The 20745-nt window shown below is 62.9% G+C and carries 19 protein-coding genes and 1 pseudogene; 13 read left to right on the forward strand and 7 right to left on the reverse strand.

Features of this window, described 5'->3' with window-relative positions:
* Positions 1 to 16: 16 nt before the first annotated feature.
* The 5 genes and pseudogenes from AB4Z19_RS18110 to yghU form a co-directional block, all read left to right on the forward strand.
* Positions 17 to 298 (forward strand): annotated as a pseudogene (locus tag AB4Z19_RS18110) (peptidase M48 family protein); the annotation flags it as partial.
* Between the two features lie 69 nt (positions 299 to 367).
* Positions 368 to 1126, forward strand: coding sequence for a hypothetical protein (locus tag AB4Z19_RS18115; protein WP_442025810.1), 759 nt, complete (start codon positions 368 to 370; stop codon positions 1124 to 1126).
* A gap of 3 nt (positions 1127 to 1129) precedes the next feature.
* Positions 1130 to 1690, forward strand: coding sequence for a nicotinamide riboside transporter PnuC (gene pnuC, locus AB4Z19_RS18120; RefSeq protein WP_442025808.1), 561 nt, complete (start codon positions 1130 to 1132; stop codon positions 1688 to 1690).
* A 1-nt stretch (position 1691) separates the two neighbouring features.
* Complete coding sequence (locus AB4Z19_RS18125; protein ID WP_442035740.1) at positions 1692 to 2852, forward strand: MFS transporter; 1161 nt, start codon at positions 1692 to 1694, stop codon at positions 2850 to 2852.
* A gap of 33 nt (positions 2853 to 2885) precedes the next feature.
* Positions 2886 to 3734: a glutathione-dependent disulfide-bond oxidoreductase gene (yghU, locus tag AB4Z19_RS18130; RefSeq protein WP_442035741.1), complete on the forward strand. Its 849-nt coding sequence runs from the start codon at positions 2886 to 2888 to the stop codon at positions 3732 to 3734.
* 3 nt (positions 3735 to 3737) lie between these two features.
* Here the strand turns inward: yghU and AB4Z19_RS18135 are convergent, their stop codons facing one another.
* The 3 genes from AB4Z19_RS18135 to AB4Z19_RS18145 are packed head-to-tail and all read right to left on the reverse strand — an operon-like array spanning position 3738 to position 6123.
* Complete coding sequence (locus tag AB4Z19_RS18135) at positions 3738 to 4484, reverse strand: SIMPL domain-containing protein (RefSeq protein WP_442025805.1); 747 nt, start codon at positions 4482 to 4484, stop codon at positions 3738 to 3740.
* Complete coding sequence (locus tag AB4Z19_RS18140) at positions 4469 to 5749, reverse strand: TonB family protein (RefSeq protein WP_442035742.1); 1281 nt, start codon at positions 5747 to 5749, stop codon at positions 4469 to 4471. Before AB4Z19_RS18140 ends, AB4Z19_RS18135 begins: the two co-directional genes overlap by 16 nt.
* Complete coding sequence (locus tag AB4Z19_RS18145; RefSeq protein WP_442035743.1) at positions 5746 to 6123, reverse strand: BlaI/MecI/CopY family transcriptional regulator; 378 nt, start codon at positions 6121 to 6123, stop codon at positions 5746 to 5748. Before AB4Z19_RS18145 ends, AB4Z19_RS18140 begins: the two co-directional genes overlap by 4 nt.
* 331 nt (positions 6124 to 6454) lie before the next feature.
* Between AB4Z19_RS18145 and AB4Z19_RS18150 the strand changes: the two genes are divergently transcribed.
* Positions 6455 to 9016, forward strand: a complete 2562-nt coding sequence (locus AB4Z19_RS18150) for a TonB-dependent receptor plug domain-containing protein (protein WP_442035744.1) — start codon at positions 6455 to 6457, stop codon at positions 9014 to 9016.
* A gap of 66 nt (positions 9017 to 9082) precedes the next feature.
* Here the strand turns inward: AB4Z19_RS18150 and AB4Z19_RS18155 are convergent, their stop codons facing one another.
* The gene (locus AB4Z19_RS18155; RefSeq protein ID WP_442025911.1) at positions 9083 to 9859 is read right to left on the reverse strand and encodes a response regulator transcription factor; all 777 of its coding nucleotides are present in this window, start codon (positions 9857 to 9859) and stop codon (positions 9083 to 9085) included.
* 256 nt (positions 9860 to 10115) lie between these two features.
* Between AB4Z19_RS18155 and AB4Z19_RS18160 the strand changes: the two genes are divergently transcribed.
* Complete coding sequence (locus tag AB4Z19_RS18160) at positions 10116 to 10613, forward strand: winged helix-turn-helix transcriptional regulator (protein WP_442025912.1); 498 nt, start codon at positions 10116 to 10118, stop codon at positions 10611 to 10613.
* Here the strand turns inward: AB4Z19_RS18160 and AB4Z19_RS18165 are convergent.
* The 3 genes from AB4Z19_RS18165 to AB4Z19_RS18175 are packed head-to-tail and all read right to left on the reverse strand — an operon-like array spanning position 10610 to position 12240.
* Positions 10610 to 11371, reverse strand: a complete 762-nt coding sequence (locus tag AB4Z19_RS18165) for an anti-sigma factor family protein (RefSeq protein WP_442025913.1) — start codon at positions 11369 to 11371, stop codon at positions 10610 to 10612. The genes AB4Z19_RS18160 and AB4Z19_RS18165 overlap by 4 nt on opposite strands.
* Positions 11368 to 11874 carry an RNA polymerase sigma factor gene (locus AB4Z19_RS18170; protein ID WP_442025914.1) on the reverse strand — a complete coding sequence of 169 codons (507 nt, stop codon included), beginning with the start codon at positions 11872 to 11874 and terminating at the stop codon, positions 11368 to 11370. The genes AB4Z19_RS18165 and AB4Z19_RS18170 overlap by 4 nt, the downstream gene beginning before the upstream one ends.
* A gap of 6 nt (positions 11875 to 11880) precedes the next feature.
* Positions 11881 to 12240: a COG4315 family predicted lipoprotein gene (locus AB4Z19_RS18175; RefSeq protein WP_442025915.1), complete on the reverse strand. Its 360-nt coding sequence runs from the start codon at positions 12238 to 12240 to the stop codon at positions 11881 to 11883.
* A gap of 143 nt (positions 12241 to 12383) precedes the next feature.
* Here AB4Z19_RS18175 and AB4Z19_RS18180 point away from each other — a divergent pair, with 143 nt between their 5' ends.
* The 6 genes from AB4Z19_RS18180 to AB4Z19_RS18205 all read left to right on the forward strand — a co-directional run bounded on the left by AB4Z19_RS18180 (position 12384) and on the right by AB4Z19_RS18205 (position 20732).
* A complete protein-coding gene (locus AB4Z19_RS18180; protein WP_442025916.1) occupies positions 12384 to 13046 on the forward strand; it encodes a DUF4142 domain-containing protein in 663 nt (220 codons plus the stop codon).
* Between the two features lie 137 nt (positions 13047 to 13183).
* Entirely contained in the window at positions 13184 to 15988 is a 2805-nt protein-coding gene (locus AB4Z19_RS18185; protein ID WP_442025917.1) for a diguanylate cyclase, read from the forward strand.
* The gene (locus AB4Z19_RS18190; protein WP_442025918.1) at positions 15985 to 16554 is read left to right on the forward strand and encodes a DNA-3-methyladenine glycosylase I; all 570 of its coding nucleotides are present in this window, start codon (positions 15985 to 15987) and stop codon (positions 16552 to 16554) included. The genes AB4Z19_RS18185 and AB4Z19_RS18190 overlap by 4 nt, the downstream gene beginning before the upstream one ends.
* The gene (gene mnmC, locus AB4Z19_RS18195; protein ID WP_442035745.1) at positions 16544 to 18289 is read left to right on the forward strand and encodes an FAD-dependent 5-carboxymethylaminomethyl-2-thiouridine(34) oxidoreductase MnmC; all 1746 of its coding nucleotides are present in this window, start codon (positions 16544 to 16546) and stop codon (positions 18287 to 18289) included. The genes AB4Z19_RS18190 and mnmC overlap by 11 nt, the downstream gene beginning before the upstream one ends.
* 29 nt (positions 18290 to 18318) lie before the next feature.
* The gene (locus AB4Z19_RS18200) at positions 18319 to 19020 is read left to right on the forward strand and encodes a sensor histidine kinase (RefSeq protein ID WP_442029358.1); all 702 of its coding nucleotides are present in this window, start codon (positions 18319 to 18321) and stop codon (positions 19018 to 19020) included.
* The gene (locus tag AB4Z19_RS18205; protein ID WP_442035746.1) at positions 19017 to 20732 is read left to right on the forward strand and encodes a tetratricopeptide repeat protein; all 1716 of its coding nucleotides are present in this window, start codon (positions 19017 to 19019) and stop codon (positions 20730 to 20732) included. The genes AB4Z19_RS18200 and AB4Z19_RS18205 overlap by 4 nt, the downstream gene beginning before the upstream one ends.
* Positions 20733 to 20745: the final 13 nt, after the last annotated feature.

A 20745-nucleotide genomic window follows, 5' to 3' on the forward strand; every position in this document is an offset into this window, starting at 1 on the left:
TGCTCCTTTTGCTGGAATGTTAATTTTGGCATTTCTGATATTGACCTTTGTATTTATCCGTTCTGCATTGGGCGCATGGGTCAAAGGTACTGCCGTCAAAATCACCTATCAGCAGTTCCCCGATTTGCGGGCGCGCGTCGACGTTTGCTGCGAGCGCCTTGGGCTGCTGGATAATCCCTGCGCTTATTTGCTGCAGCCGCGCGGCGGACTGGATGCGCTGGCCGCGCGTATTCTGTCCGATCGTTTTATCATCCTTGATAGCGCTATTGTGGAAGCGCTTGAAGATAAACCCAACGCCATCAATTTTTATATTGGCCATGAAATCGGCCATATCAAACTGCGGCATATGCGCTGGGCGTCATTGTTAATGCCATCGGCCGTGCTGCCGCTGCTTGGCGCGGCTTATTCGCGGGCCAGGGAATATACCTGCGACCGCCACGGTTTCCTCGCCTGCGACGATTTGCACAGCGCCGAACAGGGACTGGCCGTGCTGGCGGCATGCGGCCGCCGCCGTCAGCAACTGTCGCTCACCGCCTACGCCGGCCAGGCGCGCGAGTCGGCGGGATTCTGGATGTCGTTTCATGAACTGGTGTCGGACAAGCCCTGGCTGGTCAAGCGCGTCGCAGCCATACATGCACTGGCCGCCGGACGGCGTATCGAAGTGCCATCGCGTCATCCGCTGGCATATGTGCTGGCGCTGTTCGTGCCGCGCACCGGTGTGGTCGGCGGCGCCGGCGGCCTGCTGGTGGCGATTGCCTTGCTGGGCGTTCTGGGCACCGGGCTGCTGCCGGGCTACCGCGAGAACCGCGACCAGCAGCGCATCGCGAGCGCCGTTGAAGTCGGCAAAGATGCGACGGCCGCCGTGGAACGCTACTATTATGTGAATGGCCGCAATCCGGATAGCCTGGCCCAGGCGGGTTACGCGCTGGATGACCCGGACCGCGCCGTGGTGGATGTCCAGCTGGACGCCAGTGGCGTCGTGCGCGTGTTCCCGTCCGCCTATGAATGGCGCAGCAAGGCGATTGCTTTTGTGCCGGTGCAGGGCGCGGACAACAAGCTGTCCTGGCTGTGCGGCAGTTCCCAGATTCCGGCACATTTGCTGCCGGCCGAATGCAGAGGTAATTAAGGGATGGTGCCCCCACTCGAATTGGCCGCCAATGCGGTGATGACTGTATCGATCGTTCTCGCGGGCCGCAACAATATCCACTCCTGGTGGCTGGGCATTGTCGGCTGCGCGATGTTCGCGGTGCTGTTCTATTCCACCCAGCTGTATGCGGACGTGGCGCTGCAATTGTTCTTCATCATTACTTGCGTGATCGGCTGGGTGCAGTGGCTGCGCGGCGACCATGGCAGCGCCTTGCACGTGACCTCCGCCAATCCGCGCACGCTGATGTGGATGGCGCTGGTCGGCGTGGGCTCCACCGTGGTGTATGGGCTGATGCTGAAGCACTTCACCAATGCCTATGCGCCGTTTATCGACTCCTCGGTGCTGATGTTTTCCATCATTGCGCAGGTGCTGCTGATGGGGCGTCGCGTGGAAAGCTGGCCGGTGTGGATACTGGTGAATACGGTGTCCGTGCCGCTGTATGCCAGCCGCGGGCTGTATCTGACTTCGGCGCTGTACGCGGCGTACTGGATCAACGCCATCGTTTCATGGCGCTGGTGGCGCCGGCAGATGCAGGCGGCGTAGCATGACTGCGAAGATACCGTCCAGCGTGTGGGTCCTTGGCCTGGTCAGCATGCTGATGGACGTGTCTTCGGAAATGATTCACAGCCTGCTGCCGTTGTTCCTGGTTGGTCCGCTGGGCGCCAGTGTGTCGCTGGTCGGCCTGGTCGAAGGCCTGGCGGATGCGACGGCCTTGATCGTCAAAGTGGTGTCGGGCGTGCTGAGCGACCGGCTGGGCAAGCGCAAGGCGCTGGCGACGTTTGGCTATGGCCTCGCGGCCGCCACCAAGCCTCTGTTTGCGCTGGCGAACGCCTACGGCATGGTTGTGGCGGCACGTCTGCTGGACCGTATAGGCAAAGGCATGCGCGGTGCGCCACGCGACGCGCTGATCGCGGACATCACGCCGTCGTCCATTCGCGGTGCGGCCTTCGGGCTGCGGCAGGCGCTGGACACGGTAGGTGCGGTGCTTGGTCCATCGCTTGCCGTGGTGCTGATGCTGGCCTGGGCCAACAATTTCCGCGCCGTGTTCTGGGTCGCCTGCGTGCCCGCCGTGGCGTCGGTGGCGTTGCTGGTCATGGGCGTCACCGAGCCGAACGCGCCGACCAAGCCTGAGGACCGGCCGCATCTGAACCTCGATTCCTTGCGCCGCCTGGGGCGCGCTTTCTGGTGGGTGACCATCTTCGGCGCCGCATTCACGCTGGCGCGCTTCAGCGAAGCCTTCCTCGTGCTGCGCGCCCAGCAGGCCGGCGTGCCGCTGGCCATGACGCCGCTGGTGATGGTGGCGATGAGCATTTTCTACGCGGTCAGCGCCTACCCCTTCGGCAAACTGTCCGACAGTTTCGATCACCGCAAGCTGCTGGCGCTGGGGCTGGCGGTGCTGGTGGCGTCCGACCTCGTGCTGTCGGTGGACGGCAGCTGGCCGGTGCTGCTGTGCGGCGTTGCGCTGTGGGGTATCCATCTCGGCATCACACAGGGCCTGATGGCGCGCATGGTGGCCGATGCGGCGCCGGATGATTTGCGCGGCACGGCTTTCGGCTTCTTCAACCTCGCCAGTGGCATCGCCATGCTGTTCGCCAGCGTGATTGCGGGCCTGCTGTGGGACCACTTTGGCGCGTCGGTGACCTTCCTCACTGGCGCCGCGCTCAGTTTCGTATCGCTCGCTGCGCTGTTTTTCTCGAAGAAGTAGAATGGCCAGCTGCTCTTGATGCTGGAGATTCGAATGTCTGATTACACCCCTCCCGAAGTCTGGACCTGGAATAACCAGGGCTTTGGCACCAACCGTCCCATCGCCGGCGCCACGCACGAGAAGGAGTTGCCGATCGGCCGCCATCCGCTGCAACTGTATTCGCTGGGCACCCCCAACGGCCAGAAGGTCACCATCATGCTGGAAGAGCTGCTGGCGCTGGGCCATACCGGCGCCGAGTACGACGCCTGGCTGATCCGCATCAACGGCGAACAATTCGGCAGCGGCTTTGTGGAGGCCAATCCCAATTCCAAGATCCCTGCACTGGTGGACCGCTCCGGCGCGCAGCCGGTGCGCGTGTTCGAATCCGGCGCGATTCTGATGTATCTCGCGGAGAAATTCGGCGCCTTCCTGCCGGCCGAACCCGCGGAACGTGCCGAGTGCCTGTCCTGGCTGTTCTGGCAGATGGGCAGCGCGCCCTTTGTCGGCGGCGGCTTCGGCCACTTCTACGCTTATGCGCCGGAGAAGATCGAATACGCCATCAACCGTTATGCAATGGAGACCAAGCGCCTGCTGGATGTGCTGAACCGCCGCCTGGCCGAAAGCGAATACGTGGCCGGTCCCGAATACACCATCGCCGACATGGCCATCTTTCCCTGGATGGGCGGCATGGTCAAAGGATGGCTATACAACGGCGGCGGGTTCCTGTCCGTGCACGAATACAAAAACGTGCTGCGCTGGGCCGACGCTCTGCTGGCCCGCCCGGCCGTCCAGCGCGGCCGCATGGTCAATCGCACTACCGGCGAGCCGTCCCAGCAACTGCATGAACGTCACGACGCCAGCGATTTCGACACGAAGACACAGGACAAGCTGGCGCCGGTATGACCGCTACTTCAGCCGGAAGATGGCGTTGACCGACTGGCCAAATGGTATCGATATGGGCACCAGATACTGCGCCACATTCGCCGGGCTGACGGAATAGCTGGCGCTGGCGCGCGGTGCATAGCGCGGCGCAGGCTCCTGTGGCGCGAGGTAGGGCGCGCCAACCTTCTCAAGCGGAGCACGCGAAATAGCCGTCGCCGGTCCCAGCTTGCGGCCGAAGGATTCAGCCAGCAGTTCGCCATTTGTCCGCGCATCTTTTGCCGCATCCGCCATCAGGTCCTTATTGATGCGATCACGGTCAGTGCGATCGAAGGCGATCTTGATGCTGTCCAGGTGGTCGAGCGCAAGCAGTTCGGTCAGCACGGCACCCCATTGCGACAGATCGCGCACCTGCACACGGTACTGGCGGCTAAGCAGCCATGCTTGCGTGGCGCCGTCTGCAGCCGCTTGCGCTAGCGTGACGGATTTCTTACCCAGCTCGAAGCTTTCGACGTCCGTGTCCGGAATGGTGTGCGCGGCGAGGACTTTTTGTACGGTCGCTGCCAGGTTGTCCAGATCGGCGCTCGCTGCGTCGGTCATCACGTTCTGTGCGCCGATTTCAAATTGCAGTTCGCCGATATCCGGTGCCAGCCAGGTTTGCGCGCGGCCGCTGGTGGAGACGAAGGGATACTCGGGTAGAGTCGATGCCTGTGCAGCAAGTGCACTGCACAGCATCCAGGCGGCCAGCGCGCGGCGCATCAGTTCAGCAGCCAAACGTATTGCATCTGGGTCCAGGACTGGACCGGCTTGCCTTCGTTGACGGCAGGCGAGAAGTGGCATTTTGCGATGCCTTCCTGCGCCGCTTGGTCAAGTCCGGGGTAGCCACTCGATTTAACGATGGCGGAATCGAGCGCTTTGCCCTCTTTGGAAATCAGGAAGCGCAGCACGACAGCGCCCGTATGGCTGGCGTTGAGATCGGCCGCCGGCCACTCGGGTTTTGAGCAGGACTTGAAGTCCACGACAGCACGCTGCTCAGGCTTATCCACGATAATTGGTGCATTGGCTTCCGACGTCGCGTTGGCGATACTGCAGCCGGCTGTGATTGCGGCGAGGCCGAATACCGCGATGACGGCCTTCCAGTTGCTGGAGCTGCGTTCAGGTTGAACCAGGCGTTTAATGCGTACCATCAAATCTCCTCCATGTGCCCCAAGGGCTAGGTGGTGGTGGGAGAACTGGAGTTTTTCCAGTTCGGACAGTGCAAGGGCCAGGCGCCGCGGTTCGCCGGACAGTCTTGCGGCTAATTCGTCTGCTATCAATTCACGTTCGCTGCGGATGCGGCGCGACAGCCACCACACCACGGGGTGATAGAACAGCAGGATCTCGATCACGTTCTGCAGCAGGTTTACGAGGTAGTCGTGGCGCCTTACGTGTGCCAGTTCGTGGGCCAGCAGGGCTTCCAACAATTCAGGAGGCATGCCGGTCAGCAGGGCGCCCGGCACCAGCACGACTGGGCGCCACCAGCCGGCCGTCAATGGGCTCGCCAGCGTATGCACGATGCGCAGGCGCACGGGACGCTTGATGCCGAAGCGATCGGCCATTAGCGACAGGCGGGCTTGCCACTGCACGTCGATGTTGCCGCGGCGGGCGGCGCGCTCGATCCACAACAGGCCAAGCGCGGAGCGGGCGCTCAGGGCGACGATGCAGGCGAGCCAGAACACGACAACGCCGGTGAGATGCGCGCGCAGGGCGGCCAGCCATGCGGCGCTGAAGCTGGCCAGCGGGCCGAAGGCCGCGGCGCCGCTGCCAGGCGCCCCCAACACGGCGGCGGAGGAGGAGGGCGCGGACAGGCGCAGGGCCAGTCTGGCAGCAGGCCACGCGGCGCACATCAGCAGCGCGACGCACGCGACCAGATAGCGCTGCGAGGCCGGTGCGCGGCGCAGCAGTACGAGCAGCAGCGCGGCGGCAGCGCCAATCAGTCCGCCTTGCCAGACGAAGTGCACCAGCGCCCAGCCGATCGCTTCGACGATGGCCGCGTTCATTGCTGGTCTCCGTCTTTCAGCAGCTTCTCGATTTCTTCGCGTTCCTTTTTGCTGATGCCGCTGCGCAGAGCCGTCAGTACCAGCGCCTTGGCCGAGCCGGAGAAGGCGCGCTGCAGCAGGTCCTGCAGCATATTGGTCTGCATCGCTTCCTTGCCGACGGCGGGCGCGTAGATGTGAGAGCGCTGGCTTTCGTCGCGTATCAGCAGGCCTTTGCCGTGCATGATCTGCATCAGGCGCAGCACGGTGCCATAGGCGATGTCGGGACGCTCTTGCAGCATGGATTCGTGCACCTGCTTGGCGGTTGCCGCGCCGAGGGGCCAGATGAATTGCAGCAGGTCCAGTTCCGCTGGAGTCGGTTTAGGTGGCGTGTTCATAAGTCCAGAATAGTCTGTCTAGACAAACTTGTATACTTCTTTGTTTGCTAACGCTGCAGGCTGTGGCGATTTATAGACAATGCTGTCTATATGTGGTTTTAGGTATAAGCAATCGCGTTTTAATTCGTTTCAGAAATGAAAATCCTTGGATATAGTTCACTAATGTTCTATTCCAGCCACATCTCCCAGTCCAACATCCTGTACGCGCCGCCCTGCATGGTGCCGTACATGTGCCGCCGTACCTGACCCCCGCAGTACCCCGTTCGCGTAAAAACACTGTCCCACAAGGACGGCGTGGCCGCGCACATCCACTTTCCACCAAGAGAAAAACATGATCAAACCACTCAGCATCACTTTGGCCATTGCCGCCGCATTCCCGCAAATCGCCGCTGCGCAGGAAGAGGAACTGGCGCGCGTTGTCGTTACCGGCTCGAATATCCGCACCGCGCAGAAAGAGGGCGCCAGCGCCGTGCAGGTGTTCAGCGCGAAGGATCTCGCCGCTACCGGCAAGACCAACGTCGCGGACATCCTGCGCACCATTTCCGCCAACAGCGGGAACAGCTACAACGAGCAATACACGGGCAGCTTCTCGGCCGGTACGGTGGGCCTGTCGCTGCGTGGCCTGGGACAGAAAAACACGCTGATCCTGGTGAACGGCAAGCGCGTGGCAAGCTATGCGACCGCGCAGGATTTGCAAGACACCTTCGTCGACCTGAATAGCCTGCCGATGGCGGCCGTCCAGCGCATCGAAGTGCTGAAGGATGGCGCGTCCTCCGTGTACGGTTCGGACGCCGTGGCGGGTGTGGTGAACATCATCCTCTACAAGGAATTCACCGGCACCGAAGTGAGTGCGCAAGTGGGCAGTTCGACGCAGGGCACGGGCCAGGTCGAGCGCAGCGCCATGCTGCAGACAGGCTTCGGCAGCCTGGATGAAAAAGGCTGGAGCATCGTGTTCTCGCTGGATGCGCTGAAGCGCGACAAGCTGCAGCAAAGCGATGTGTCGTGGATGCGCGATTCCGATTTCCGCGGCAATGCGAACGGCACGCTGGCCTGGGTGCCGACCAATTACGTCGGCAACGATCCGACCCGGTTCCTCGGTGGTGCGCAAGGGCCTTTGCAGGTAAAGCCTTACGGCGACATCACGCCGGGCAAGACGGGCAATGTACTGGCCTATAACCCGGCCGAATTCCGCACCCTGATTCCAGGCGTGGAGCGCGTCCACACATCGCTGCGCGGGACGCTGAAGCTGAACGAGAACACCGAGGCCTATGCGGAAGTCCTGTACGGCTATTCGCACGCCGACGAAACTTTCAGCGCGCCGCTGACGGTGGGCAGCGGCCTGCGCGCATGGAACAATGGCAGGCAGGCGCTGGATACGATCAATGTGGTGCTGCCGGTCGGCCATCCGAATAATCCGGGCAGCACGCCGCTGCCGTTTAACGCGACCTTGTTCGATCTTGGCCCGCGCATGAAGCAGGACAAGGTGGACTTCTACCGCGCCCTGACTGGCGTGAAGGGCGCATGGTCCGGCTGGGATTACGACGTTTCGATTGGCCGCTCCGGCAGCAAGCTGAAAGAGACCGTGCAGAACTTCGTCAATCGCTACGAATTTGAGAAGGTGCTGGCCGACGGCAGCTACAACTTCGCGGATCAGTCGAAGAATAGCGAAGAAGTGCGCAACCGCCTGCGCCTGTCCACGCTGCGTCCGGCCGATTCGACGCTGACCACGGTGGACTTCAATGCGTCCAAAGAAGTGGCCCAACTGCCGGCTGGCCCGCTGGGCTTTGCCTTCGGTGCGCAATGGCGCCGTGAAGAGATGGACTCGCAGACGTCGACCGCCGTACTGACCGGCACCGAGCTGCGTCCGGCCATCAACATCATCAACGGCAGCCGCGATGTAACGGCGCTGTTCACCGAGTTCAATATCCCGGTGGTGAAGGACCTGAGCGTGAACCTGGCCGGCCGTGCCGACAAGTACAGCGACTTCGGCAGCGCCTTCTCGCCGAAAGCCAGCGTGCGCTATCAGGCCGCACCGTGGCTGCTGCTGCGCGGTACGGTGTCGCGCGGCTTCCGTGCGCCATCGCTGCCGGAGATCACCAACTCGACGTCGGTCAGCTATGGCAGTGTGATCGATCCGCGTGACCCGATCACGCCAACCCAGGCGCGCGGCATCACCAACATTACGACGGCAAACAGCAATCTGTCGCCGGAACGTTCGAACAATATCGACCTGGGCTTCGTGCTGTCGCCAACGCCGACCAGCAGCATTGGCGTGGACTACTACCGTATCCGCACCAATGGCGTGATCGGCACCGAGAGCGCGGACAGCATCATCGCCAACGAAGCCACGCATCCGGAGAAGATCGTGCGTGACGCACAAGGCCGCATCCTCACGCTGTATCGCCAGTACGCGAACCAGGGCGACCGCCTGGCCAGCGGTTTCGACTTCGACCTGCGCCAGCGCTTCCCGCACACGCCATACGGCAGCTTCGCGCTGAACGCGCAATTGAGCTATGTGCTGAAGTTCGAAGCGCCGCTGTCACTGGGCGCGCCGTTGACCAATGGCGCGGGCAATAACTGGTTTGGTTCGATTCCGAAATGGCGCGGCGTGACTTCCGCGAACTGGGAAAACGGCGCGTACAGCGGCACGCTGACCTGGAACTACGTGGATGGCTACGACCAGACCACGCGGCCGGGCGAGCGCGTGAAGCCGGTGGGCACTTTCGATGTGAACTTCGGCTACAAGATCACGCCGGCGACCACGGTCAACCTGATCGTGCTGAACCTGGCAGACAAGAAGCCGTCGTGGGATTCGTCGTTTGCCTTCTTCGATTACACCCAGTCGGACCCGCGCGGGCGCTTCGCTTCCGTCAAGCTGACCCACAGGTTCTAAAAGCAGTCGGATCAATGATCCGACCTACGCCGTAGGGCGGATCATTCGATCCGCCGTGCGTGACGCTCACGCGGCGGCGTCGTCCTCAAGGGAGGCGCGGTAGGCGCTGGGGGTGTTGCCGGTTTTTTCGCGGAAGGCGGTCGCGAAATTGCCGGCGTTATTGAAACCGATGAGTAAGGCGATGTCCTGGACATCCATATCGGTATCACGCAGCAACTGCAGTCCGCGCTGGATGCGCGCTTCGCGGATGAAGGCAAACACCGTCATCCCCGTGTGCGTGCGGAACAGATGATTCAGCTTTTCGCGGTAAGTGCCCACGCTGCAGGCGATCTCGGCCAGCGAGGGCAAGGCGGCCAGATTATCGGAAATCAGGCGCTTGGCCGCATTGACGATGACCGTGTCCGGGTCCACTTCGGCCGGCTCGCTCGCTGTGGCCGGTGCAGGCTGGCGCTGCATCAGATTCAGGTGCACGTGAATGCGTGCCGCCAGTTCGCCGGGCGTAAAGGGTTTCGACACGAAATCCACCCCGCCAATCGACAGCCCCATGATGCGGTCCTCCGCCGCATCCGTACCACTCAAAAAGATGATCGGGATATCGCGCGTCGCCGGGTTAGCCTTCAATAGCCGGCAGCAGGTATAGCCGTCCATATTCGGCATGCGCACATCGAGCAGGATCAGGTCGGGGCGGCTGGAGAGGGCGAGCTGGTAGCCCTGCTCGCCATTGAAGGCGACAGAGACGCGATACGGTAGTTCGCTAAGCAGGTCGACAAGCATGCGCTGCTCAAACGCGGAATCGTCCACGATGAGGATGTTGCGAACTTGTGCATCGCTGGTCAGATACATGTGAATACAAATGCCGGGGGCTTGTTGCTTATTATGCCCAAGTTCTTAAAATTTTTTCGCTTTTCTCCTCTGGCAAACGTGCTGTCGCTTCTGGCAAAAGTGTAGTGAGTCGGGCTCAACCAAAATGAACTAGCAAAGCAGCAGTTTTCGCAGCTTGAGATCCGCTAGTGATTATTGGTGAGTCTTTTCAGGCATTTTTAGATGTAAAACAGAGACTGGCGTTGACACTTGGTTATCCACCTGAAACGGAGGCAATATGAAACACACAGACTTTGGCCAGATGCCGTGCCCAATCGCTCGCAGCCTGTCCAAGGTGGGTGAGTGGTGGAGCATCCTGATCCTTCGCGATGCTTTCTACGGCTTAACCCGCTTCGATGAGTTCGAAAAGAGTTTGAAGATCGCTCCGAATATGCTGACCCGCCGTCTGGCCGGCCTGGTTGAGGGCGGACTCATGGAGCGTCGACAGTACAGCGCGCGTCCACCACGTTATGAGTATGTCCTGACCAAGGCAGGCCGCGATTTCAAACCTGTACTCCTGGCGTTCGTCGCCTGGGGCAATGAACACCTGTCGCCGGAAGGCGCCAGCCTGCTGGTGGTGAGCCGCGAAACCGGCAAGCCAGCCGACCAGGTGCTGGTCGATGCAAACAGCGGCCTGGCCATCAATGACGAGGACTATATGTTCGCGCCTGGCCCGGCAGCTAGCGAAGTGATGCGTAACCGCATCAGCGAAGCCAGCCGCCGCATGCACAGTTAAGGTGTGAGCTGGTCGTAGACGGTCTGGGCGATGCGGCCCAGGTCGTCCTTGCTGATGCTGCCTGACAGGGCGTAGCCAAAGCTGCCGTCGATCCAGTAGAACACCCGCACATTTCCCTCTTGCGCGAAGCGGAAGCCCGTTTCGCGCATTTCTTTTTGTCCCGAACTCACATACAACGTCAGGCGCTGGCCGGTGGAATCGGCGTACATGAACTGCGCCACAGGCCCGCCATCGCCCGGCAGCAGGCGTCCGCCGACCAGCTCGTAGCCTAAAGGAGACAGTTGCGGCGGCTTCAGCTCCGTACCTAGCCGTTTTGATAGCCAGGCCACCAGGTGCTTTTGCTGGTCCGCGCCGACCTCGACGGGATGCCGCACTTCCGGTGCATACACGGCATGGGCCACGGCCGCCCGGTGCGGCAAGGCGTCCGGCGCGGCGGCAATGGTAGCCAGTGCCTGGCCGCGCATCGACCAGCCGGCCGCCATGCCCAGCAGACCGGCGCCTACCGCAATGGAAATGGCGGCCGCGATACGCATCCACGGCAGCGGACGGCGCGGCGGGCGCGTCAGCGCGGAAGGCAGGCTCTCGTCCATGACAGGATTGAACAGGGCGCGCAGCTCCTTGTTCTGGCGGCGGTAAGCGGTCAGGCGTTCCGATTCGTCCGGCCGCACGGCCAGGTAGCTGTCCACCTCGGCCCGGCGGGACGGGGCCAGGCGGCCATCGACCCAGGCTTGCAGTTCGGCTTCGGTAGGGATGCTCATTTGACGACTTTCAGGGGCGAGGGCACGGCCTGGCCCAGCATCAGCAGGCGCAGCCGCTCGCGTCCTCGCGACAGGCGGGACATTACCGTGCCTTGCGCAATGCCGAGCGTGGCGGCGACTTCCTCATAACTCATTTCTTCCAGCGCGACCAGCAGCAGCACCTCGCGCTGCTCGGCGGGCAGCAGGGCCAGCGCCGTTTGCACATCGCGCAATTCCAGCCGCGCGGAAGTGGACGAAGGCGCGGCCTGCACCGGCGTGGCTTCATCCAGCTCCACGGTAGCGGGGGCCGGACGGCGTACCTGGTCCACGTACAGATTGTGCATGATGCCAAAAAGCCACGCTCGCATGTCGCCGCCGGCCCGCCATTGGGCCAGGCGGGACCAGCCGCGTTCCATGGTGTCCTGCACCAGGTCATCGGCACTGCTGCGCTCGCCCGTCAGCGCCCGCGCGTAACGGCGCAGGCGGGGCAGGCAGGACAGCAGAAGTTCGCGCGCGTCCGGCATGAAAGCTTAGTCCTTCACCAGGCGCCACATATCCTTGAAGCCGTCACCGTTGCGGTCGCCCGCTTTCTTGTCGCCGGCGAAGGTATAGACAGGTTTGCCTTTGTACGCCAGCTGTTTGGTGCCGTCGTCGCGGGTGATGGCCGACCATTCGCCGGACACGCCGGCCGGTGCCGCCACAGCCGGCCAGTTCTTGGCGCAGCCGTCGTTGCAGACGCTCTTGCCGCTGTTGGCCGCGTCCTTGTCGAAGGTGTAGATGGTCATGCCGTCAGTGGTGACGTAGATGTCGCCGGATTTCTTGACCGGATCGGCAGCAAATGCGGTGGCGCTCAGCAGCAGGGCCGGGATCAACAGGGCGATACGTTTCATTTCATTCTCCTTCAGGTGGGTGGTGACAATGCGTATACGTAGTGTGCGGCCCTTCTATTCCATCCAACGTAAAATTATTTTCTACACAATGAGAACTATCAAGTCCTGAAAGCGGCTTTCCTTATCAAACCCAGGAGAATCGCATGAACAAGGCAAGGTTGTGGAAGCATACTCTGGGCGTGCCCTTGCTGGCCGCTCTGTTGAGCGTTGGCACCGCATATGCCCAGTCGCTCGCCAAGTCCGACCAGAAACTGCTGACCGATATGGCCATGGCCAATATGGCCGAGGTGGAAGCAGGCAAAGTGGCCGTGCAGAAAACCCAGAGCGATCAGGTCAAGAGCTTCGCCCAGCAGATGGTTGACGACCATAGCAAGGGTCTGGACGAAGTGAAAAAAGTGGCAGACGCCAAAAACGTCACCCTGCCAACCGAGCTGGACAGCAAGCACAAGGCGCTGATCGCCAAGCTGAACGGCATGTCCGGTGACAAATTCGACCGTACTTATATGGATCAGGCAGGTGTGAAAGCGCACCATGACGCGCACCGGCTGATCGCCAAGGCTGAAAACAGCGCCAAGGATGGGGAAGTGAAAGCCCTGGCTACCAAGCTGGAGCCGACCATCACCCAGCACATGAACAATGCCGACCAGCTGAACGCTAGCATCAAGGGCAGCACCATGATGGGCAACAGCGGCAGCAAGGGCAGGACCGGCAGCAGCGACCGCAAGCCGCAGCCGTCCAGTGGAAATACCGACGATCCGGAGAATCCGGCCAATATGACGACCCAGCCGCCAGCGCCGGTCAAATAACAGGTTCCGGCGGGCGGCGTCCTGGACATTTTGCGCCGTCCGCACCCCGGCAAATATGCTTGCTGCATCTCGAACTGTGGAATAATGCAGTGTGACCGAAGATGCGTTACAGCAATATTGTTCAGGGATTCTAATTAGTGGAACTTTTCGCGCTCGACGACGAGCTGGACCAGTGGGAATTGCAGCTGCCGCAGGCGGACGGCGTGCCTCGTCTTGCGCTTTTGTCGAAGCTGTCCTGGCACCTGCGTCAGCGCGATGTGGCACGCGCGGATCAACTGGCCGCCGAGGCTGCACCGCTGAGCTTTTTGCTGGGGCCGCAGGAACAACGCACGCTGGCGGCGCGTTACACACTTGTCCAGGCCGAAGCGCGCTGGCTGTTCGGTGAACTGGATGCGGCGTCCTCGCTGGTCGAGCAGGCCATGCAGGAATTCACCCGCCTGAACGACCGCCTCGGCACGGCCGACGCCCACCACTTGCTGGCCTGGGTCGCCGTCGATCGCGGCAATTCCGCCGATTGCGACAATGAACTGGTACTCGCCGCCGCCGATGCGCGGGCGGCGGGCGATGGCATGCGCACCGATGTTTTCGAAAGCACGGCAGCGCTGTTCTCGTCCTTCCGCAATGTGGCCGCTGCCACGGAACGCTGGGGCAAGCGTTTCAGCTGCGACCTGGACAAGCTGCATCCCGTAGTCGCAGGCTGGATCAGCGATTTCTACGGCACCAGCGCCTTCCAGTCGGCGGACTTCGGCCGCGCCATCAGTCATCTCATGGTGGCGTTCGAAGCGGCCAAGCTGTCCGGCCAGCTGCGCCGCGCCATCAATATCGCCACCAATATCGGCAACGGCTTCACCAGCCTGAATGCGCACGACGCGGCGCTGGAGTGGATGCAGCGCGGCCTGGACATTGCGCGTCCCACCGGCTGGCCGATGAGCATTGGCCTGTGCCAGATGCAGACCGCGGAAACCTTGCGCCAGCTGGGCCAGCGCGAAGCCGCGCAGACTTTGCTGAGCGAGGCACTGGAAACGCTGAAGCCTTTGTCCGGCTCGCGCGCTTACGCGGTGGCGCTGGAATACCGCGGCGATCTGGCGCTGGATCTGGGCGACTATCGCGCGGCACTGGAGAGCTTCCGCGATCTGGAACAGCGCGGACACGCCCTGGCGCAAGCCGACTTCCAGAGCGGAGCACGGCGCGGGCAGGCGCATGCGCTGTCTGGACTGGGCCGCCCAACCGAAGCACTGGCCGCTGCGCAATCGTCGCTGGCGCTGTCGCGCGAACAGGGCGATCCGTACAACGAGATTGCCGCCTTGCGCGTGCTGGCCGATATCCATTTGCGCCACGAGCTGCCGGCGCCTGCGCCGCTGGACGCGCCGAACGCCGTGCTGCACTACCTGAACAAGGCGCTCACTGTGGCCGCGACGATCGAAGGCTACACGGTGCCGGGCACGCTGCTCGATGCAGCGGCGCGCGAGTACGCCGCTTCGGGCGATTTTGCCCGCGCTTACGAAATCTCCTTGCAGGCCAGTGCCGCGCGCGACAAGACCCACAGCCAGGACGCCACCAACCGCGCCATCGCCATGCAGGTGCAGTATCAGACCGAGCGGGCGCAGACCGAAGGCGAGCACCATCGACAATTGGCCGCTGCGGAAGCGGAGCGCGTGGAAGTGCTGCAGCAGACCACGGCCACCTTGAGCCACTTGTCCGCCATCGGCCAGGAGATCACGGCGCACCTGGATGCGGCGGCGGTGTTCCGGACACTGGACCGCCACGTGCACGGCCTGCTTGATGCGACGCATTTCTCGATCTTCCTGCTGGAGCCGGACGGCCATCACCTGTACTGCGCCTTCGGCGTGGAAGCGGGCCGCCCCGTACCATCGACGCGCTTCCCGCTGGATGATCCGAATATGAACTCGGCGCGCTGCGTGCGCGAGCGCCGCGAGATCCTGATCGAAATCGACAGCCATGCCGATACGCCGAATCTGATTCCCGGCACGCTGCCAACGCTCACCTTGCTGTTTGCGCCGCTGACCATCGGCGAGCGCGTGCTGGGCGTGATGACCGTGCAGTCGCTGCTGGCGCAGGCCTATGGCGAGCGCGAACGCATGATCTTCCGCACCTTGTGCGCATATGGCGCGATCGCACTGGATAATGCGTCCGCATACCGCCAGGTGGCGGCAACGCTGAAGACCTTGAGTGCAACCCAGGCGCAGCTGCTGGAAAAGAATATCGAGCTGGAACGCGCGTATAAAACGCTGGAAGACGTCAGCCTGACCGACCAGCTGACCGGCCTGCGCAACCGCCGCTTCTTCCTGCAGCATGTGGATGCGGACGTGGCGATGTCGCTGCGCCGCTATGACGATCCGGCGCTGCAAGGCGAGGCTCCGTCGGAACCGCAGCCGGACCGTGATCTGGTGTTCTTCATGGTCGATCTGGACCACTTCAAGGAAGTGAACGACCAGTATGGCCACGCTGCGGGCGATTCGGTGCTGGTGCAGATGAAGGAGCGCCTGCGCGAGGTGTTCCGCGAGTCCGACTACCTGGTGCGCTGGGGCGGCGAGGAATTCCTGGTGCTGGCGCGCGCGACACATCGCGATGATGCCAAGGTGGTGGCGGAGCGCATTCGCCAGATCGTCTGCCAGCGCGAATTCGTGCTGCCGGATGGGAAGCGCTTGTCCAAGACTTGCTCGATCGGTTTTGCCTGCTTCCCCTTCCTGCCGTCGCATCCACGTCTGCTGTCATGGTCGCAGGTGGTGGAGCTGGCGGACCAGGGGCTGTACATCGCCAAGCATTCGGGACGTAACGCCTGGGCGGCCTTGTACGCCACTGAGCGCACGCAGCCTGACGAATTGTTCCCGCGCCTGATGCACCAACAGGCGCGCATGATCGCGGACGGCGAAGTGCGCGTGGTGACCAGCGTCGAGCAGCAGCCTATAATTCATCCATGAAGACTGTGCATCGCTGTTCCTGGGCCAATCCGGCCAATCCGCGCTATATCGCTTACCACGACGAAGAGTGGGGCTTGCCCTGCCACGACGAGCTGCGGCTGTTCGAGATGCTCAATCTCGAAGGCGCGCAGGCTGGGCTGAGCTGGGAGACTATCCTTAACAAGCGCGATTCCTACCGCGAAGCCTTCGATGGCTGGGATGCACGCAAGATTGCCGTCTATGGCGAAGACAAGGTCGCCGAACTGCTGGCTAACCCCGGCATCGTGCGCAATAAGCTGAAGGTCGCGGCGGCGATCAGCAATGCGCGAGCTTATCTGCAGCTGCTTGACGAAGGCTCGTCGCTCGATGCCTATTTGTGGTCCTGGGTGGACGGTAAGCCGATCGTCAATCGCGGCGAGCGCGTGGCGAAGACGGAGTTGTCCGACCGGCTGTCGAAGGACCTGTCGAAGCGCGGCTTCAAGTTCGTGGGCTCGACGATTGTGTATGCCTATATGCAGGGCATCGGCATGGTGAACGACCATGACATCAAGTGCTTCCGCCACGCGGAGTGCAAGCGTGGCGCCTAAGCCGCGCCACGTCGTCCTCGAAACCTCCCTCGGCGACGGCCAGCGCTTCCTCGCCACCCTGGCATCCCACCGCGGTGCAGCGGGCGCGGCGCTGCATTACATTGCGATCGCGCCGACGCTGCCGCCGGTGCCCGCGAACGCGCCGCCTGATCTGCGCGCTGCTTGGCCGACGGCGGTGCCGGGCCTGCACCGGCTGGCGCTGGATGGCGTTACGCTCGATCTGCTCGTTGGCGGCACGCCGTCCGGCTGGTTGCCGGAGATTACCGCGCGCGTCGACGAATTTGTCATCCCCGAACCACTGGACGCCATGCGCGCGCTGTCCCGCCTGGCGGCACCCAATGCCACGCTACGTTTGCAGGCTCCCGACGAGCAGCAGCTGCGCACACTGAAAGCTGCCGGATTCTCATGGACCGGGCATCCCGGCGCAAACGCGGAGTCCAATGACGGCGGCTGGCTGCACGCCGACTACACCAGCCGCAAGCCGCAGCCGCCGATGCCGCTGCCGCCCGAGCGCCGCGCCATCGTCATCGGTGCAGGCGTGGCTGGCGCCGCGGCTTGCGAGCGTCTGGCCGCGCGCAGCTGGCAAGTCACGCTGATCGAGCGCCATGAAGAACCAGCGCAGGAAGCATCCGGCAATCGCGCTGGCATCTTCATGCCGCTGCTGTCGAAGGACGACAATATCCCAACGCGCCTCACTCGCGCGGCGTACCTGTATGCGATGCGTGCATGGCGGCGCGTAGGCGGACTCGCGCCGGATGGCGGCGCTCCAGTGCTCGGTGAGCAATGCGGCGTCCTGCAACTGGCGCGTGATGAAGAGCATGCACCGCTGCAGCGCGAAGTGGTGGAGGCATGGCAGTACCCGCAAGAGTTCGTGCAGTGGCTGGACGCGGACGCCGCCAACGCCGTGCTCGGCGCGCCGACGCCTTACGGCGCCTGGCTGTTCCCGCAAGGCGGATGGGCGAATCCCGCCTCCGTCTGCCGCGCCATGCTCGCCGCCTGTGGCAGGCGCCTCACACGCATCTTCCACGCCGAAGCTATCACTTTACGCCGCCACGAGGCCGCCAGCGACGGCGACGCACGAGGAGGGGGGGCTGAGGGCGAGTGGGAAGTGGTCGCCGCGGATGGCCGGGTGATCGCGTCGGCGCCAGTGGTGGTGCTGGCGAATGGCGCCGGGGCGACCGCCATCGAGCAGGCGGGCGAGCTGCCGCTGTACACCATGCGCGGGCAGGTGACGCACCTCGCCGCGGAAGCATTCCCCAAGCTGAAGATGGTTGTTTGCCGCGAAGCGTACATGACGCCACCCGTGCAAGGCATCACGAGCATCGGCGCCACATACGACCGCGATGACGACCGCGCCTTGCGCGCGGAAAGCCAGCAGGAAAACCTGCTGCGTGCGGAGGAGATACTTGGCCCCGAGCGCGTGGCCGCCGCGCGGCAGGCGGCGCTGCAAGGGCGCGTGGGTTTCCGCACCATGGCCCCCGACCGGCTGCCGCTGGTGGGCGCGTTGCCGGACTACGGCGCGGAAGCAGGCAAGGCTGAGCGCCTGCGCGACGTCAAGCGCCACGAAGGCCTGTACACACTGCTCGGCTACGCATCGCGAGGCCTGATCTGGTCGCCACTGGCCGCCGAGCTGCTGGCCTGTCAGCTGGAAGGGGAGCCCTTGCCGCTGGAGGCAACACTGGTAGCCGCACTGGACCCCGCGCGCTTCGTCCTGAAAGCCCGCCGCAAGCTATAATTGACAGCATGCGCACAGCGGGAGAATTCATGGAAGATCAACCGGGCTCGCCTGAGCTGTTCATGTTCCTGGCATCGACGGTGCACGACATGAAGAATTCGATCAGCGTCCTCAGTGGCACGCTGGAGAATCTGCTTGTGCAATCCCAGGGCGCGGCGCAGGAAAACCCGGCCTATCCCCAGATGGCGCATATGCTGTACCAGACCAAGCGCCTGAACGACAATCTGATCCAGCTGCTTGCCTTGTACAAGGAAGTCGGCAAGCCGAGCTACCCCTTCGAACCGATCGCCGTGCAAGTGCGCGAAGTGGTCGAACAGCTGGCGAGCGGCCAGCGCGTGCTGCTGCAATCCAGGCATATAGAGCTCGAAACCAGCTGCCCGCATGACCTGATCTGGACCTTCGACGAAGACCTCGTCCTCGGCGTTCTGGTTCACGCCATCAACAACGCCGTGCGCTACACCAAGGACAAGATCCGCCTCGTCATCGGCGAAAACGACGGCATGCTGGAACTGCGCGTGGAAGACAACGGCATCGGCTTCCCGTCGTCCATGCTGGAAGCGGGCGCCGTGGTCGGGCAGGGCATCAACTTCCTCACCAACAGCAGCGGCCTCGGACTCTACTTCGCCAGCGAAGTCGCCCGCAGCCACAAGCACCGCGGCCGCCAGGGCAGCATCAGCCTGGAAAACGGCGGCACGCTGGGCGGCGGCTGTTTCATCCTGCGCCTGCCATGAACGCCCCCGCCACTGCCACCGCGCCCGCAACGCCCGGCATCGATTGGGCCGATAAAAAATACCTGATCGTCGACGACTTCGTCGGCGTGCGCCAGTTGCTGCGCGAATCGCTGCGCAGCCTGGGCGCCCGGCATATCGACCAGGCCTCCAGCGGCGGCGAGGCAATTGGTCTGCTGCAGCGGATTGTGTACGACGTGGTGCTGTGCGACTTCAATCTGGGCGAAGGCAAGAACGGCCAGCACGTGCTGGAAGAAGCGCGCATCCGCCACTTGCTGGCGCCGAGCAGCGTATGGCTGATGGTGTCCGCCGAAAAGAGCGTGGAAGCCGTGATGGGCGCCGCCGAGCACCAGCCGGACGCCTACCTGATCAAGCCCATAACCGAGGGCGTGCTGCTCACCCGCCTGAACCGCGTGTGGCAGAAAAAGCAGATCTTCAGCGAGATCGACCAGACCTATCTGGAGAAAGACTTCCTGCGCGCGGCCAAGCTATGCGATGCGCAAATCGCCCACAACAAACTGCACGAAACCGACCTGCTGCGCATGAAGGCCAATCTGCTGATGAAGGCAGGCGAACCGGAACAGGCGCGCGAAGTCTATGAAAAGCTGCTGCAGGACCGCGAATACAATTGGGCCCGCACCGGCATCGGCAAGATCCGCATGGCGAACGGCGATCACGAAGCCGCGCGGCAGATGTTCAGCGGCGTGATCGCCGAAAACCGTTTCTACATCGATGCCTACGACCAGCTGGCGACATCGCTGCACAACCTGGGCAGGGTTGGCGATGCCTGCGACGTGCTGGAACGTGCCGCCAAGCTGTCGCCGAATTCCGTGCCGCGCCAGCGCAATCTGGGTAACGCCGCGCTCCGGCTGGGCAATATCCCCCTGGCGGAAAAAGCCTTCCGCAAATGTCTGGCCATCGGCGAATACTCGATCATGAAATCGGTGGACGCCTATTTCGGACTGGCGCGCGTGTGCGGCCACAAGAACGATCCGAAAGAGGCCCTGCAACTGCTGGCCGTTGCGCAGCGCGATTTCGCCGGCAAGCTGGTGGACTTGCGCGCCAAAATCACCGAAGGCCTGGTCTATCATGAAAGCGGAGATTATCGCCGCGCGCGCAGATCCGGCGACGAGCTGGAAGAAATGCTGAAGTCCGATGCGGAGCGTCCTGACACCGGCACCTGTCTGGAAATGGCGACCCTGCTGTTCGCGGTAGGCGTGAAAGACGCCCCGGTCGAGTTGCTGTGCTACGTGGTGCGCAACAACCACGACAACCAGCTGCTGCATGAAGACGTGCAGCGCATCTTCGACAAGGCGCGCATGAGCGACGAAGGCGCAGCCCTGATCAAGTCGGCGCGCAAGGAAGCGACCGAGATGATGAACAAGGGCGTGCTGCTGTGGAAGACCAACAAGCTGGACGACGCTGTGGCGTGGATGCGCGAAGCGCGCCAGGCTTTGCCGGACAATCTGCGCATCCTGTTCAACTCTGCGCAGATCCTGATTTCGCATATGCAGGCGAAAGGCTATGACGAGCTGCTGATGATGGAAGCGAACGGAGTGCTGATGCACGTCGACCGGGTCGCGCCAGGCCAGCAGCGCTTTGCACAATTGATTGAGCAATTGCAGATGCTGGTGCCGGGCCGCGCGGCCTCACCGGAAGAAATGGAAGCGGAGCTGGATGCCGCGCTGAATGAGCAAGTATCCGGCGATTCTTGACTGACCAGGGAGT

It is taken from the genome of Pseudoduganella sp. RAF19, from assembly GCF_052114165.1.
Taxonomy (GTDB): domain Bacteria; phylum Pseudomonadota; class Gammaproteobacteria; order Burkholderiales; family Burkholderiaceae_D; genus Rugamonas.

Bases quoted from the DNA above. Each gene is read 5' to 3' on its own strand.
- AB4Z19_RS18125 (WP_442035740.1), top strand. From the start codon at position 1,692: ATGACTGCGAAGATACCGTCCAGCGTGTGGGTCCTTGGCCTGGTCAGC.
- AB4Z19_RS18155 (WP_442025911.1), bottom strand. From the start codon at position 9,859: ATGTATCTGACCAGCGATGCACAAGTTCGCAACATCCTCATCGTGGAC.
- AB4Z19_RS18140 (WP_442035742.1), bottom strand. From the start codon at position 5,749: ATGAACGCGGCCATCGTCGAAGCGATCGGCTGGGCGCTGGTGCACTTC.
- AB4Z19_RS18175 (WP_442025915.1), bottom strand. From the start codon at position 12,240: ATGAAACGTATCGCCCTGTTGATCCCGGCCCTGCTGCTGAGCGCCACC.
- AB4Z19_RS18145 (WP_442035743.1), bottom strand. From the start codon at position 6,123: ATGAACACGCCACCTAAACCGACTCCAGCGGAACTGGACCTGCTGCAA.
- pnuC (WP_442025808.1), top strand. From the start codon at position 1,130: ATGGTGCCCCCACTCGAATTGGCCGCCAATGCGGTGATGACTGTATCG.
- AB4Z19_RS18160 (WP_442025912.1), top strand. From the start codon at position 10,116: ATGAAACACACAGACTTTGGCCAGATGCCGTGCCCAATCGCTCGCAGC.
- AB4Z19_RS18180 (WP_442025916.1), top strand. From the start codon at position 12,384: ATGAACAAGGCAAGGTTGTGGAAGCATACTCTGGGCGTGCCCTTGCTG.
- AB4Z19_RS18200 (WP_442029358.1), top strand. From the start codon at position 18,319: ATGGAAGATCAACCGGGCTCGCCTGAGCTGTTCATGTTCCTGGCATCG.
- AB4Z19_RS18150 (WP_442035744.1), top strand. From the start codon at position 6,455: ATGATCAAACCACTCAGCATCACTTTGGCCATTGCCGCCGCATTCCCG.
- AB4Z19_RS18190 (WP_442025918.1), top strand. From the start codon at position 15,985: ATGAAGACTGTGCATCGCTGTTCCTGGGCCAATCCGGCCAATCCGCGC.
- AB4Z19_RS18170 (WP_442025914.1), bottom strand. From the start codon at position 11,874: ATGCCGGACGCGCGCGAACTTCTGCTGTCCTGCCTGCCCCGCCTGCGC.
- yghU (WP_442035741.1), top strand. From the start codon at position 2,886: ATGTCTGATTACACCCCTCCCGAAGTCTGGACCTGGAATAACCAGGGC.
- AB4Z19_RS18205 (WP_442035746.1), top strand. From the start codon at position 19,017: ATGAACGCCCCCGCCACTGCCACCGCGCCCGCAACGCCCGGCATCGAT.
- AB4Z19_RS18165 (WP_442025913.1), bottom strand. From the start codon at position 11,371: ATGAGCATCCCTACCGAAGCCGAACTGCAAGCCTGGGTCGATGGCCGC.
- AB4Z19_RS18115 (WP_442025810.1), top strand. From the start codon at position 368: ATGCCATCGGCCGTGCTGCCGCTGCTTGGCGCGGCTTATTCGCGGGCC.